This is a genomic window from Pyxidicoccus sp. M6, from assembly GCF_055568925.1.
In genome coordinates, this window is the sequence record NZ_CM145714.1 from 9867259 (window position 1) to 9880725 (window position 13467).

Consider the following 13467-nt stretch of genomic DNA (forward strand, 5'->3'; position numbering starts at 1 on the left):
AGGACGGCAGTTCCCCCATGTCTTGATTACATGTCTCAGTACGCAATCCCTGTGCCCTGGGTCATATCCACCCCTTGCCATCGATGTATGATTAACGCATAACAATTCGCGGCCGAGACCCGGGCAGCGACCCCACTTCCCCCGGGCCCCCCCACTCCCGCCATGTCCCTGCCCCAACTGGAGTCCCCCACCGTCGCCGTCAGCCTGGAGCGTCTGGAGCGCATCCGCGACGTGCTGGCGATGATTTCCCTGGGCGAGTTCGACCCGTCCCAGCACCTCATCCACGTCGGCCAGGACGATGAGTTCTCCTCCTTCGAGGAGACCATCAACCTCTTCGCCCGGCAGCTCCACGCGTCGGTGACGGAGAACGAGCAGTCCATCAAGAAGCTCGTGTCCGCGCGCGCCGAGCTGGAGGAGAAGCTGGCCACCATCGAGCAGCAGCGGCTGGCCATCCGGGACCTGTCCACGCCCATCATCGAGCTGTGGGACAACATCCTGACGCTGCCCATCGTCGGTGTCATGGACACGCAGCGCTCGGTGGAGATGACGGAGCGGCTGTTGCACCGCATCTCTCAGGGCAAGGCGAAGTGCGCCATCATCGACATCACCGGCGTGGAGGTGGTGGACACCGCGACGGCCAATCACTTCGTGAAGATGGTGGCCGCCGCGCGCCTGCTCGGCACCCACTGCGTCATCACCGGCATCAGTCCCTTCATCGCCCAGACGCTGACCCAGATTGGCGTGGAGCTGCGCGGCGTGAAGACGCTGGCCACGCTCCGAGACGGCATCCAGGAATGCTTTCAGTACCTGCGCAACCACGCCTCCGCACGCACCCTCGGCTAGAGACAATCCAATTCCATGGTTGATACATCCTTCCGCGAGTACACAGTCACCGGCTCGAGCGCCACGTCCATCATCGAGGCCATCAAGTCGTTCACCGTCCTCGTCAACGAGCTGCTGTCGGCAATGAAGGTGCAGTCGCGCGACGCCAACGGCGCGCTCACCATCGACCCGACCGCCTGGTACCCCGTCGACGACTACCTGGCCGCCTACAAGAAGATTGACGCCCTGCTCGGGGGGCGCGGTCTGGAGAAGGTGGGTTCCTTCGTCCCCCAGAACGCCGTCTTCCCCGCCAACATCCAGGACATCCGGTCGGCGCTCGCGTCCATCGACATCGCCTTCCACATGAACCACCGCAAGGGTGGACAGCCGATGTTCAACCCGGTAACGGGCGAGATGCTGGACGGCATCGGGAACTACCGGAGCCAGCCGGTGGACGGGAAGAACGAAATCCAGATGGTCTGCGACACCCCCTATCCGTGCCGCTTCGACCAGGGGCTCATCAAGGGCATGGCCCAGCGCTTCCAGCCCAACGCCACCCTCACGCACGACACCTCCAAGGGCTGCCGGCACAAGGGCGGCACGAGCTGCACCTACGTCGTCACCTGGTGACGCGCCGTCCGCGCGAGGCCGACCGATGCGCGGCCTCGCGCGGTGCTTCCTCCCCGGCTACGGCTTCAGCTTGAGGCGCACCAGGTCCGAGCGCCGCGACAGCGGCGTGTACCAGGTGCCGTCCAGCTCGAACGGACCGGTGAAGGCCCCGGACACCACCACGCCGTCCTGCGTCGGCGCGAGCTGGAGCTGGTAGCCCAGGGCATCGAAGACGCGCACCCAGCGCGTCGACAGGTCCGCGCCGAACGCCGCCACCGTGGGCCGGGGCGTGTCGGTGGAGGGCCAGCCCACCGCGCCCAGCCCCATCCTGTCGCCCCCGCCCGACTGGGAGGTGACGAGGGTGCCCGCCGCGTCCACGACGAGGTCGTCGAAGACGTGCGCCGGGAGCTGGCGCAGCGCGAGCTCCGCGCCCGTGCTGGAGAACAGCCCCAGCATGCCGTCGCGCGGTCCGCCCTCGTAGTCATCCGGTTCGCTGCTGGCGTACTGCTGGCCCGCGAAGGTGATGCGGCCGCCGAAGTTCCCCACGAACGCCACGCTCCCATCCGGCAGGACGCCCACGCCCGCCAGGTCACTCCAGAAGACCGGGATGACGCGGGACCACGCGTGTGCGCCGGCCGTCGTCCACCGCGCCACGAAGGGCCCGCGCGCGGCGATGGCGCCCCCGCCGAAGTCCGTGTCGCCGCCCGCCCAGCCGCCGACGGTGACGTTCTCCACAGCGTCCACGGCGACGCTCGACGCCCGCGTGCCGCGCAGCCCGCTGCCCACCAGCACCCTGGACCAGAGGTACGCGCCGTCCCACTGGAGCTTCAGGACATAGGAGTTGGGGTACACGTCGTCGTACGGAAACGGTTTGCCCGAGTACACCGGGCCGGCGCCGAAGTCCGTGTAGCCCCAGAAGGTGCCCACGAGAATCGCGCTGCCGTGCGCGTCCGTCGCCAGGTCGAGCACGTTCATCGGGTTGTCCAGGCGCTCCTCGGACGTGTCGAACCACGCCGTGAAGCCGCGCGTCCAGTCCACCGCGCCCGACGGCGTGAGCTTCACCACCACCATGCCCGAGCCCTGAGGCAGCGCCCCCTTCCCCAGGTCCGGCGCCCCGGAGTAGCTGCCCGCCACCAGCACGTTGCCCAGCGCCGTCACCACCACCCGGCTCAGGCTCACGCCCGCCTGCGCGAAGGAGCGCGTCCACGCCACGGTGCCGTCCGCGCGGTGCAGGGTGACGACGTCCGTCTGCTCCGAGGCGTAATAGGGCGCGTCCTGGGTCTGCTCCACCGTGCTCAGCGCGGCGAAGCCTCCGTCCGGCGCCGGGGCGACGTGCACGGAGCGCTCCGCGAGCGGCCCCCCCGACTGCCGGGCCCACGCCGTGGTGCCCGAGGGCCGCGTGCCCCGGTACGAGCAGAACGCGTCCGTCTCGTACACGACGACGAGCTGGGGCGCGCCGGAGATGATGCCCTTCTCCTCCGCCTCCGACGAGACGAAGCGCGCGCCGTCCGTGCTGTCCGGCAGCAGCGCGAAGGAGTAGCGGCCGGAAGCCGTCACCACGCTCGTCACGTCGTACTCCACCCACGCGTCGCGGGCCACGGAGCCCAGATCACCCATGGCGCTCCCCGTCACCGCCGGGCGGTGGTTCCAGTCCGTCGCCGCGCCGTCGAAGGACGCCGCGCGGAACAGGCGCGGGCCGTTGCCCGTCGCATCCACCGAGTACAGGCGCAGCAGCACGCGGCGCACGTGGCCGGTGCCCAGCTCCACGTCGAAGTCGAGGAAGCTCTCCGCCGCCGGCTCCGAGTCCACCCGCAGCGCCGCCTGACGGTGGAACTTCGTGTCCGGCGTGCCCTCGTCCGCGGACGTGTCCTGCGTCGCGCGGAAGGTGCGGGAGAAGAGCTCCGTGCGCGTCAGGCACGCATCCGTGGGCGCGCTCTTCGGCGCTCCCGTCCACACGAGGAGCTTCGGGCGGCGCGCGGCGTCGGCGCTCTCGCGCGAGAGGAACGTCACTCCATTGGAGGACGTGCCGTAGAGCCCCAGCGTGTAGTCGCCGTTGCCGCGCACCAGGTCCGTCACGTCGTAGTCCACGTACGCGCCCGCGGCGATGACCTGCGAGTCGTCCAGCGCGGTGCCCACCTTCGCGGGCCGCGTGTTCCAGGTGACGGTGGACTCGCTCCAGCTCCCCTGCGTCGCGGACACCGCCGGGCCGTCCTCCGTGCCCGCGCTGGCGTACACGCGCAGCACCGCGCGCTGCACCGTCTCCGTCAGTCCCTGCACCGAGAAGCGCAGGTGCACCTCCTGTTGCGGCGAGCTGTCCGCGAGCAGCGACGCGGAGGTACCGCCACTGGCGGAGCCCGCGTTGTCCGCGGAGACATACGTGTCCGCCGTCGGCGCGAAGCTCATGGGCGCGGCGGACACCGGGAGCGGCGCGGGCGCGGGCCTCGGATGGCCCTCGGCGGACTCCACGGTGAGGACGAGCTGCGGGCGGAGCGACGCATCCGGGTACTCGCTGGAGGCCAGCGTGACGCCGTCCGTGCTGTCCGCGGCCATGTAGATGTTCACCCAGCCGCCCTCGTAGATGTACAGGTCCGAGACGTCGAGCTCCATCCAGGTGCCGCTGGCCACGGCCCCCGCGCTGGCAATGGCCCAGTAGCCGCCCCACTGCGGGCGGGTGTCCCACGTCACGGTCTCGTTCCACCCGTTGGCGCCCGGCGGGTCATACACGGAGGGCCCGTCGGCGGAGCCGTCCAGCGCGTACACGCGCAGCTTCGCCGCCGTCACCGTCCCTGGCAGTTCATTCGGGACGAGGAACTTGAGGTACGCCTGCGACTCGGGCGAGAGGTCCACCTCCATCGTGGACGAGGAGCCGTAGCTGGTCGCCGGTGTCGTCGCCACCACGTGCGCGTCCGCGAGCGCCGCCACCGTCACCGTCTGCGTCGTGAGCGGGGCCTCTCGCGTGCCCACGCTCTCCGAAGTCGCTGTGGAATCCGTTGCCTCGTCAGGGGTTCTGCCACACCCTGCGAGGACCGCGAGCGCCACACCCATGCCCCATCCCACCACCGCGCCTGTCCACCTTCTCACACGCCGCCTCCCTCTGGCCCCACGGCAGCGGTGGCTGAGCAACAGGCGCGCCAGCCCGGAGGAGCCACGGCTGCCCGGGCTCCGGACAGGCGCGGGCCTCCCCCGCGTTCGGGTGCCCAGGTTTCAGCAGCGGAACGACGCGGCGTGAGCGCCCATCGCACGGACACCGGGAAGGAGCAGACACACCCCATGGAGCAGCGAGCAGCCGGAGCGCCGCGCCAACGCGAGGGGTGGAGGTTCCTGCTCCGGGCCCTGGGCCACCGCAACTACCGGCTCTTCTTCGCGGGACAGAGCGTGTCGCTCATCGGCACGTGGCTCACGCGGGTGGCGACCGCCTGGCTGGTATACCGGCTCACGGGCTCGGCGTTGCTGCTCGGCGTCATCGGCTTCTGCGGGCAGATTCCCACCTTCCTCCTGGGCCCCTTCGCAGGCGTCCTCGTGGACCGGTGGAACCGGCACCGGCTGCTGGTGGTGACACAGGTGCTGGCGATGCTCCAGTCCCTCGCGCTCGCGGTGCTCGCCTTGAGCGGCCACATCGCCGTGTGGCACGTCGCCGCGCTCAGCGTGTTCCAGGGGCTCATCAACGCCTTCGACATGCCGGCGCGGCAGTCCTTCGTGGTGGAGATGGTGGACGACCGCGCGGACCTCCCCAACGCCATCGCCCTCAACTCGTCCATGTTCAACGGAGCCCGGCTGCTGGGCCCGTCCGTGGCCGGCGCGCTCATCGCCGCCGTGGGCGAGGGCGGCTGCTTCCTCATCGACGCCTTCAGCTACCTGGCGGTGATTGCCTCGCTGCTGGCCATGCGAATCCAGCCACGCGCCCGCACGCACCACCCGCAGCACGTCCTCACGGAGTTGAAGGAGGGCGTCCAGCACGCCTTCCACTTCCCGCCCATCCGCTCGCTGCTGGGGCTCATCGCGATGGTGAGCCTGATGGGCATGCCGCTGACCACGCTGATGCCGGTGATGGCGTCCCAGGTGCTGCGCGGCGGGCCCGACACGCTGGGCTTCCTGATGGCCGCGTCCGGCCTGGGCGCGCTCTCGGGCGCGTTGTTCCTGGCGTCCCGGCGCTCCGTGCGCGGGCTGGGCGGCGTCATTCTCACCACCACCCTGCTCTTCGGCGCGGGGCTGCTGGCGTTCTCCCTGTCGCGCCACCTGGCCTTGTCGCTGGTGGCCATGGTGGTCGCCGGGTTCGGGATGATGGTGACGACGGCGTCCAGCAACACCGTCCTGCAGACCATCGTCGAGGAGCGGATGCGCGGCCGGGTGATGAGCTTCTACGCCATGGCCTTCATGGGCACCGCGCCCTTCGGAAGCCTCATGGCGGGCGTGCTGGCCACGCACCTGGGCGCGCCGTGGACGCTCACCCTCTGCGGCGCCATGTGCCTGCTGAGCGCGGCGTGGTACCGGCAGAAGCTGCCCACGCTGCGCAAGCACGTGCGCCCCATCTATCAGCGCCTGGGCATCATCCCGGAGGTGGCCACCGGCATGGACATCGCGGCGGAGCGCGCCGGCCCCCGGGAGAGCTGAAGGCCGCGCTCAGCCCTCCGCGCGCCCCGGCGTCTTGTCCGGGTCCGGCCAGGGATGCGCTCGGTGCGGTGCCTCCTCGTCGTCGCCCTCCGCGCAGCCTGGCGTGTGGCCGGGCTCCTCCTCCTCGTAGGCGCCCTGTCGTTCCAGCAGGTCGTCCGCTGGCTCGCCCATGCGCCGGCGTTCATCATCGATGTCCGGCATGACGTCCTCCCTTCAGCGAAGATAGTCAGCCGTGAAAAGATGAGGACTCGCGCCGGAGGGTCCGCATGTCCACGAAGAAGGGAGCCGTCCGTCGGCTCCTCGCCGCCAGCCACCAGCTCGTGGGGAACGTCGTTGGCGGGCTGCTGACGTTGTACGTCGTCCTGCGGCCGGACCGCGCGGGCAGCGAGCGGGCCCGGAAGAACGCGGACGTCCTCATCGCCGCCTGCCGGGCCTTCCAGGCGAAGCACGGCCGCTTCCCCGCCGCGCTGGAGGAGCTGGTGCCCGACTTCCTCCCGGAGCTGCCGCGCGCGAAGTACGACGGGCCGCACTTCGGCTTCACCTACGAGTCCAACAGCGACTCGACGCGGCACGTGCTGGGCTGGACGGAGATGATTCCCTTCGGCCGCCCCTACTACGTCCTCGAGGAGGACCGCTGGGGCTACCTGGACTGAAGCGCCGTGCTGTGCGGGGAATGACAGACAGCGGACACCGCAGAATGCGGCGCTTCATGGCAGCGCAGTAGCTTGCCGCTCCATGCGCTCCTTCTTGTTCGCAGTCGTCACGCTGCTGTCCGCCTGCGCGAGCTCGCCGCAGCCCCAGCCGCAGCAGCCAGAAGCCACTCCCACCGCCACCGCGCCCGACGCCACCATGCCGGCGGGAGCCACGGGCATGCCCGACGCCAACCCGGCGAGTGCCACGGGTGTGTCCACGATTCCCGGAGACGGCACGCAGGCCAGCGGGGGACCGGCGACATCCGGGGCTGCCGCCCCCACGGATGGCGCGCTCGCGCCAGAGAAGGTGGCACCGGATGTGCCCTCCGGTGTGGACGCGGCGCGCATCGCGGACCTGGCGCGCAAGGTGACGCCGCTCGTGGATGCCTTCATCAACATGGAGCCCCGTCTCACTCCCGACGGCAAGAGCGTCCTCTTCGTCTCCAACCGCGATGGCCTGCCCCTGGCGTATGTCGCTGACGCCCGGAAGCCCGCCGCGCCCGCGAAGCGTCTCTTCGAGTGGGGCGAGCGTGTAGCGCAGCTCACGGTGGCGCCGGACGGGCGCACGCTGGTGTTCCTCTCGGACACCGGCTCCGACGAGAACTGGTCCATCTGGAAGGTGGGGCTGGACGGCTCCGCGCCGCCGGTGGAGCTCACCCCGGGCGAGAAGCTCAACCGCGACAACGCGCTGCTGCCGGACCTGGCGCCGGACACCGTGTACTTCAGCGGCAGGCCCATGAGCGCGGCGGAGACCACCGTGTATGCCGTGCCCCTCGCGGGTGGCGCGTCCCGGGCCGTGTACCGCGATGACATTCCCGGATTCCTCACCGACGTGAGCCGCGACGGCACGGCGGGCCTGTACGTGCGCTACCCGTCGCGCTCGGAGAACTCGCTCCTGCGCGTGGACCTGCGGTCTGGCGAGACGCGGACGCTCTACCCGCGCGAGGGCAAGGTGGCCATCTTCGACGCCCGCTTCTCTCCGGACCGGAAGCTCGTCTTCGTGGCCACCGACGGCGGCGGCGAGCAGGCCCTGCTGCTGGCGCTCGACGCGGAGAGCGGCGAGGAGAAGGCGCGCTACGTGGAGACGTCCCCCGCCACCGGGCTCGTCAGCGTCATCGAGGTCGCCAAGGCGGGTGGCCTCGTCGCCATCGCGGTGGAGGCCGGCAGTCACAGTGAATTGCGCCTGCTGGACGCGCGCACGCTGAAGCCCCGCGCCCGCGTCGCGCTGCCACTGGGGCAGGGCAACCTGGGCCGGTTCTCCGAGGATGGCCGGCGCCTCACCGTCGCCTGGTCCACGCCCACCACGCCCGGAGACGTCTGGGCGGTGGACACCAAGACGGGCAAGGTGTCGCCGCTGCGCCGCGAGGTGCGCCCGTCCCTGAAGGAGGTGCCCGCCATCGACGTGAGCATCACCACCGTCCGCGCTCACGACGGGCTGGAATTGCCGGTCAACGTCTACCTGCCGAAGCAGCGCACTGGGAAGAAGCTGCCGGTCATCGTCAGCTACCACGGCGGGCCCGCGGGCAGCTCGCAGGTGCGCTGGTCTCCCCCCACCGCGTTCTTCCTTTCCCAGGGCTACGCCTGGGTGGAGCCCAACGTGCGCGGCTCCGACGGCTTCGGCCGCGCCTTCGAGGAGGCGGACAACGGGCCAGCGCGCCTGGCTGCGTTCAAGGACATCGAGGCCACCGGCCGGTGGGCGGCCTCGCAGCCGTGGGCGGACCCGGACCGGGTCATCGTCTACGGCGGCAGCTATGGCGGCTACACCGTGCTGATTGGCCTCACGCGCATGCCGGACCTGTGGCGCGCGGGCGTGGACCTGTTCGGCGTGGCGAATCTGAAGACGTTGATGGCCACCACCAGCGGCTTCATCCGCGAAATCCTCACGGTGGAGTTCGGCGACCCGGAGAAGGACGCCGCGTTCCTGGAGTCCATCTCTCCCATCAAGGACGTGGACCGCATCGTCGACCCGCTCTTCGTCTACGCCGGGGCCAATGACCCGCGCGTGCCGCGCAGCGAGTCCGACCTCATCGTCCGCGCCCTGCGCGAGCGCAAGGTGCCCGTCGAGTACATGCTCGCGGGCGACGAGGGCCATTCGCTCACGCGCAGGGAGAACCAGATTGAGTTCATCTCGCGCATGGCCCACTTCCTGGAGGTCCATGCGGGCCCTTCCTCGAGAGCCGCGGCGAAGTAGCGACGACCAGCTTCCGTAGCGCTCAGGGCGCGGTGGGCGCAGCTTCGTCCGACGAGTTTGCGCGGCCGAGGTGTCTGCGGGCCTCGGAGATGGCCCAGGCCGCGTTCACCAGCCCCACGTGGCTGAAGGCCTGCGGGAAGTTGCCGAGCACCACCCGCCGCTCCTCGTCCACATCCTCCGCCAGCAGGCCCACGTCGTTGGCGAAGGAGACGGCGCGGGTGAAGGTGACGGTGGCCGCCTCCAGCTCGCCCGCCATCGCCTGCACCTGCGCGAGCCAGAAGGTGCACAACAGGAAGGCGCCCTCCTCTCCTTCCACCCCGTCGTCCATGCGGTAGCGGTGCACGAGCCCGTTGCGGTCCGTGAGGTGCTGCTGGATGGCGCGCACCGTGGAGCGCACGCGCGGGTCCTCCGCGGGCAGGAAGCCGACGATGGGAATCATCAGATACGCGGCGTCCAGCACCTCCGAGCCGAACGAAGCACCAGCGTCTGCTCACGGTAGCGGCGCGTGGCGCGGGCCTCGCCCTCGGAGCGCAGCGAGAAGTGCCCCGCCTTCGCGTCGAGCAGCCGGGCAAAGACAGACGGCCCGTCGAAGCGGGGGACGCAGAGCCAGTCCACCGAGCCCATCCGGCTCACCAGCGCCGCCGTGCGGCAGTCCGACAGAAGGGCGTAATCGCTGATGGCGAGCGTGCTCATGCGGTGCGTGGCCGTCCTGGCGTTGGAGGTCTCCGCCTGCTCACGGTTGGGATGGGCGGCCCGGGTCACAAGCACCACCGGGCACCCGGACCGGGACTGGAGTGCCCGTCCGGGGGGCAGGCGACGGGGCGAAGGGGCTTGGGCTAACGTCCGCCACCATGCACCTCATGCGCCCCTTCACCGCCGTGCTGCTGACGTGCCTCGTCGTGGCGGGCTGCAACCGTGGCTCCAGCTCGACGCCTCCCGCCGCGCCCGAGCCGCCCGCGCGTGCCGCGCTCACGCCGCCCTTCGAGAAGGCCGGGCTCGTCGCGCCCATGACGGTGCCGGGACAGCCCGACCCGGGCGAGGTGGACCTCGCGGAATTGCGCGACTCCGTGGCCGACCCGCAGGTGCTCAGCGAGGAGCAGATTGCGAAGCTGATGCGCTCCGCGGACGCCGAGGAACGAATGCGCGCCGCGGCCGCGCGGGACGAGCGGGATGCAAACCGCCTCCGCGCCGCGCTTTCCGAGCGCGAGGCGCGGGAGATGGAACAGCGCAGCGAGCGGCTCAGCGCCGTGGACCGAGAAGAAGAGGTGCGAGAAGAAGCTCCGGCCATGGAAGTGGCCGCGGCTCCGGCTCCCGCGGAGGTCCCCGGGAGCGACGTCGAGGGAGGCGTCGTCGGGGGCGTGGTGGGAGGTGTCATCGGAGGCTCAGTCGGCGGAGCGATGGCGCCCGCGGCCACGGGCGCGCCGCCGCCCCGCGTCCTCGAGCAGAAGCGTCGGGAAATCATCCAGATCATCAAGGGTGGTGGAGGAGGCGGCGCCGCCCCCAAGCCCTCGCCCGGTGGAGCGAACGCGGAGGACGACCTCCCCACGCCCGTGCTGCCCAAGGTGGAGGCTGCACCGCGCGCGGCGAAGGTGCTCGTCATGGACGAGTCCGGCCGCTATCAGCCCCTCAAGACGCGCGCCATCCGCGTGGTGACGTACATCCAGGGGGCTCGCGCCCGCACCGTGGTGGACCACCTCTTCGAGAACGACACGAATCGCAACCTCGAAGGCACGTTCTACTACCCCCTGCCCGGTGGCGCGGCCGTGGCCGGCTTCGCGCTCTACTCCGGCTCGGTCGCCGTCAACACGCCCTCGCTCTTCCAGTCTTCGGAGTTGCTGCCGCCACTGGGTGACGACTCGGCGCGGGTGGAGGAGTTGGGGGCCTCCGCGCCTCCCAGCCCGAAGGGCGCCAAGCGCTCCTGGGGCGAGCGCCAGGAGGCCCGCGTCGTCGAGCAGAAGCGCGCGCGCGAGGTCTATGAGGAGATTGTCCGCCGCAACGTGGACCCGGCGCTGCTGGAGTGGGCGGGCGCCTCCACCTTCAGCGCACGCGTCTTCCCGCTGCCGCCGAAGTCTCTCAAGCGCGTCGTCATCGCCTACGAGCAGACGCTCCTCTTCGACGGGAAGAACCTGCGCTACACGTGGCCGCTGCCCGCGGGCGCCGGCAAGGACGTCCAAGTCTCCGCGCGCCTCCACGTGGACCCGCGCCAGGCGGACGCGGTGACGGTGCAGCCGGAGTCCGCGGCGCCGCGCACCCTCGGCGCGTGGAAGGCGTATGACTTCCCGAAGCTGCAGGGAGACGGTGCGCTCGCGGCGGCGCTCACCCCGAAGCGCGCGGACGCGGACGTGCTCGTGGGCCGTGACGACGCGGGCCTGCCGGGCCAGGCATTCCATGCGCGCGTGCGGCTGCCGGCGCGGCTCACCTCGGAGGAGGAAGGGCCGCCCACCGGACGCGCGGTGCTGGTGGTGGACACGTCGCTGTCCATCGAGGACGGCAATGCGTGGGCGCTCCAGGCCGCCACCCTGCGCGCGCTGCTGGAGAAGGACGCGACGCTGAAGGAGTACGCCGTCCTCCTCTTCGACGTGCGCCCGCGCTGGCTGCACGGGACGGGCTGGCGCACCAATGACGCCGGCCACCGGCAGGAGACCTTCTCCGAGCTGGAGCGCGTCTTCCTCGAAGGCGCCTCGCACGTGGAGGGCGTGCTGACGGAACTGGACCGCGCGGGCGGCGAGTGGCTGAAGCCCGCGCAGCCCGGCGGGAAGGTGACGGCGTTCCTCCTGTCCGACGGCAACATCACCTGGGGACAGAGCAACGTGGAGGCGCTCATCTCCCGGCACTCCAGCGCGGAGTCGCTGCGCTGGGTGACGTACCGCTTCGGCGAGGCCGCGGTGAATGTCGAGCTGTTCGACGCGCTGGCCCGTTCGAGCGGAGGCCGAGTCGTCACTGTGCTCTCCGGCTCGGAGGTGGACGCCGCGGCCCGGGCGCACCGCGCCGCCCCGGTGGTGCTGGAGCGCGTGGAGGTGAAGGGCTCGGCGGTGAAGGACCTGGTCGTCGCGGGACGTCCGCACCTCGTGTTCCCCGGGCAGGAGCTGCAGGTGGCCGGACGGCTCCCCGAGGACGGCACCGCGGAGCTGGAGGTGGTGACGCGGGCCAACGGCGAGGAGCGCGCGTTGCGCATCCCCCTGCCCCGCGACGTGGACAGCCCCTTCGCCCCGCGCGCGTGGGCGGAGCTGCTCGTCGCGCGGTTGGTGGCGCTGGACGACGAGCGGCTGGACAAGATGGTGGTGGCGCTCAGCCAGCACTACCGGCTGGCCAACGCACGCGCGTCCATGTTGGTGCTGGAGTCCGAGGCCGACTACAAGCAGTACGCCATCCGCGACGAGCGCGTGGAGCTGACCGATTTGGAGGCGCTGCGCAGGCGCGAGCAGGACCAGCGCCGCGACAAGCTCCAGGGCATCGCGATGGATGAGGTGCCGAAGTCCGGCCAGGACGTCGTGCGCGGGCTGACCGAGCAGAAGCTGGCGCTGGCGACGCTGCTGAAGCGGCAGCCGCTGCGCGAGGACCCGTACGCGGGTGGCGAAGAGCGGCTCCAGGCGGAGCTGGCGTACCGGCAGGCCCGCCGCGCCAACAAGGACGACGTCATGGTGTACGAGGCCGTGGCCCGCAAGCGCGCCTTCGCGGGCGACACGTGGGGTGCCGTGCGCGCCCTGTCGTCGCCAGTGGAGCTGCGCCCGAAGGACGCGGAGGCATTGCGGCTGGTGGGTTACGGACTGCTGGCCATGGGGCAATACCCCGCGGCGGCGGAGCTGTTCGAGCACGTGCGGCTCAACCGGCCCTTCGAGGGACAGGCGTTCCTGGAAGAGGCGCTCGCGCTGGACGCGGCGGGGCGGTACGCGGAGGCGGCGCGGAACTACGAAATCGTCCTCGCGCGCTCGTGGGCGCGGCACACGTCCGAGCTGCGCGTGGTGGCGTCGTACCACTACGCGCGGATGCTGTGGGTGCTGATACATCACCCGCGCGCGGAGGGACTGGGTGTCGTGCTGAGTGCGCGCATGAGCCAGCTGACCGGGAAGAAAGGAGAGTACGACGACGAGCAGGTGACGGGCCCCGTCGTCTTGTCGCCCATCGACTACCAGCTCACGACGCACTGGAACTCGGACAGCACGGACATCGACCTGTGGGTCATCGAGCCGAATGGCGAGCGCTGCTACTACCAGCACAAGGAGACGCGGCTGGGCGGGCGGCTGTACTGGGACATCACGGACGGCCTGGGGCCGGAGCTGTACCACGCGCGCAAGGCGGCGCCGGGCCCGTACCACGTGGTGGTGCACTACTACGGCAACCGCTCCTCGCGCTTCGTGGTGCCCACGGCGCTGCTGCTCGTGAGTGACAGGGGCGTGTTCAGCGAGGAGGACTCGAACCGGAGGCGCTTCCAGCTCCGCATCCTGCCGAAGGACAACGCGCGCCTGTTGCTGCGCCGTGAGGAGCTGGTGGCCCGCGCGAAGGACGCGGTGTCGACGCAGTCCCCGCCGTGAGGCGCAAGAG

The 13467-nt window shown here is 70.8% G+C and carries 10 protein-coding genes; 6 read left to right on the forward strand and 4 right to left on the reverse strand.

From position 1 onward, the window contains the following. The first annotated feature begins 162 nt into the window (after positions 1-162). Positions 163-843, forward strand: a complete 681-nt coding sequence (locus tag ACVTJA_RS38650; RefSeq protein WP_465827820.1) for an STAS domain-containing protein — start codon at positions 163-165, stop codon at positions 841-843. A 15-nt stretch (positions 844-858) separates the two neighbouring features. Beyond that, positions 859-1452 carry a hypothetical protein gene (locus ACVTJA_RS38655; protein ID WP_465827821.1) on the forward strand — a complete coding sequence of 198 codons (594 nt, stop codon included), beginning with the start codon at positions 859-861 and terminating at the stop codon, positions 1450-1452. A 57-nt stretch (positions 1453-1509) separates the two neighbouring features. Here the strand turns inward: ACVTJA_RS38655 and ACVTJA_RS38660 are convergent, their stop codons facing one another. After that, positions 1510-4395 carry a CBM96 family carbohydrate-binding protein gene (locus ACVTJA_RS38660; protein ID WP_465827822.1) on the reverse strand — a complete coding sequence of 962 codons (2886 nt, stop codon included), beginning with the start codon at positions 4393-4395 and terminating at the stop codon, positions 1510-1512. 306 nt (positions 4396-4701) lie between these two features. Between ACVTJA_RS38660 and ACVTJA_RS38665 the strand changes: the two genes are divergently transcribed. Next, positions 4702-6042 carry an MFS transporter gene (locus ACVTJA_RS38665; RefSeq protein ID WP_465827823.1) on the forward strand — a complete coding sequence of 447 codons (1341 nt, stop codon included), beginning with the start codon at positions 4702-4704 and terminating at the stop codon, positions 6040-6042. Between the two features lie 9 nt (positions 6043-6051). Here the strand turns inward: ACVTJA_RS38665 and ACVTJA_RS38670 are convergent, their stop codons facing one another. Further along, complete coding sequence (locus ACVTJA_RS38670) at positions 6052-6243, reverse strand: hypothetical protein (protein WP_206725779.1); 192 nt, start codon at positions 6241-6243, stop codon at positions 6052-6054. Between the two features lie 65 nt (positions 6244-6308). Here ACVTJA_RS38670 and ACVTJA_RS38675 point away from each other — a divergent pair, with 65 nt between their 5' ends. Together ACVTJA_RS38675 and ACVTJA_RS38680 are read left to right on the forward strand one after the other, a co-directional pair. Continuing rightward, positions 6309-6695, forward strand: coding sequence for a hypothetical protein (locus ACVTJA_RS38675; protein ID WP_465827824.1), 387 nt, complete (start codon positions 6309-6311; stop codon positions 6693-6695). Between the two features lie 82 nt (positions 6696-6777). Further along, positions 6778-8925: a S9 family peptidase gene (locus ACVTJA_RS38680; RefSeq protein ID WP_465827825.1), complete on the forward strand. Its 2148-nt coding sequence runs from the start codon at positions 6778-6780 to the stop codon at positions 8923-8925. A 22-nt stretch (positions 8926-8947) separates the two neighbouring features. Here ACVTJA_RS38680 and ACVTJA_RS38685 read toward each other — a convergent pair whose 3' ends face one another. Both ACVTJA_RS38685 and ACVTJA_RS38690 read right to left on the reverse strand, forming a co-directional pair. Continuing rightward, positions 8948-9364 (reverse strand): glycoside hydrolase family 15 protein, encoded by a 417-nt coding sequence (locus ACVTJA_RS38685; protein WP_465827827.1) that lies wholly within the window; start codon positions 9362-9364, stop codon positions 8948-8950. Then, entirely contained in the window at positions 9364-9693 is a 330-nt protein-coding gene (locus ACVTJA_RS38690) for a trehalase-like domain-containing protein (RefSeq protein ID WP_465827831.1), read from the reverse strand. The genes ACVTJA_RS38685 and ACVTJA_RS38690 overlap by 1 nt, the downstream gene beginning before the upstream one ends. Positions 9694-9776: 83 nt before the next feature. Between ACVTJA_RS38690 and ACVTJA_RS38695 the strand changes: the two genes are divergently transcribed. Next, positions 9777-13457 (forward strand): VIT domain-containing protein, encoded by a 3681-nt coding sequence (locus ACVTJA_RS38695; RefSeq protein ID WP_465827834.1) that lies wholly within the window; start codon positions 9777-9779, stop codon positions 13455-13457. Positions 13458-13467: the final 10 nt, after the last annotated feature.

Excerpts from the sequence above, each read along its gene's own strand:
- ACVTJA_RS38650 (WP_465827820.1), top strand. The coding sequence starts at position 163 with ATGTCCCTGCCCCAACTGGAGTCCCCCACCGTCGCCGTCAGCCTGGAG.
- ACVTJA_RS38655 (WP_465827821.1), top strand. The coding sequence starts at position 859 with ATGGTTGATACATCCTTCCGCGAGTACACAGTCACCGGCTCGAGCGCC.
- ACVTJA_RS38665 (WP_465827823.1), top strand. The coding sequence starts at position 4,702 with ATGGAGCAGCGAGCAGCCGGAGCGCCGCGCCAACGCGAGGGGTGGAGG.
- ACVTJA_RS38670 (WP_206725779.1), bottom strand. The coding sequence starts at position 6,243 with ATGCCGGACATCGATGATGAACGCCGGCGCATGGGCGAGCCAGCGGAC.
- ACVTJA_RS38675 (WP_465827824.1), top strand. The coding sequence starts at position 6,309 with ATGTCCACGAAGAAGGGAGCCGTCCGTCGGCTCCTCGCCGCCAGCCAC.
- ACVTJA_RS38680 (WP_465827825.1), top strand. The coding sequence starts at position 6,778 with ATGCGCTCCTTCTTGTTCGCAGTCGTCACGCTGCTGTCCGCCTGCGCG.
- ACVTJA_RS38685 (WP_465827827.1), bottom strand. The coding sequence starts at position 9,364 with ATGATTCCCATCGTCGGCTTCCTGCCCGCGGAGGACCCGCGCGTGCGC.
- ACVTJA_RS38695 (WP_465827834.1), top strand. The coding sequence starts at position 9,777 with ATGCACCTCATGCGCCCCTTCACCGCCGTGCTGCTGACGTGCCTCGTC.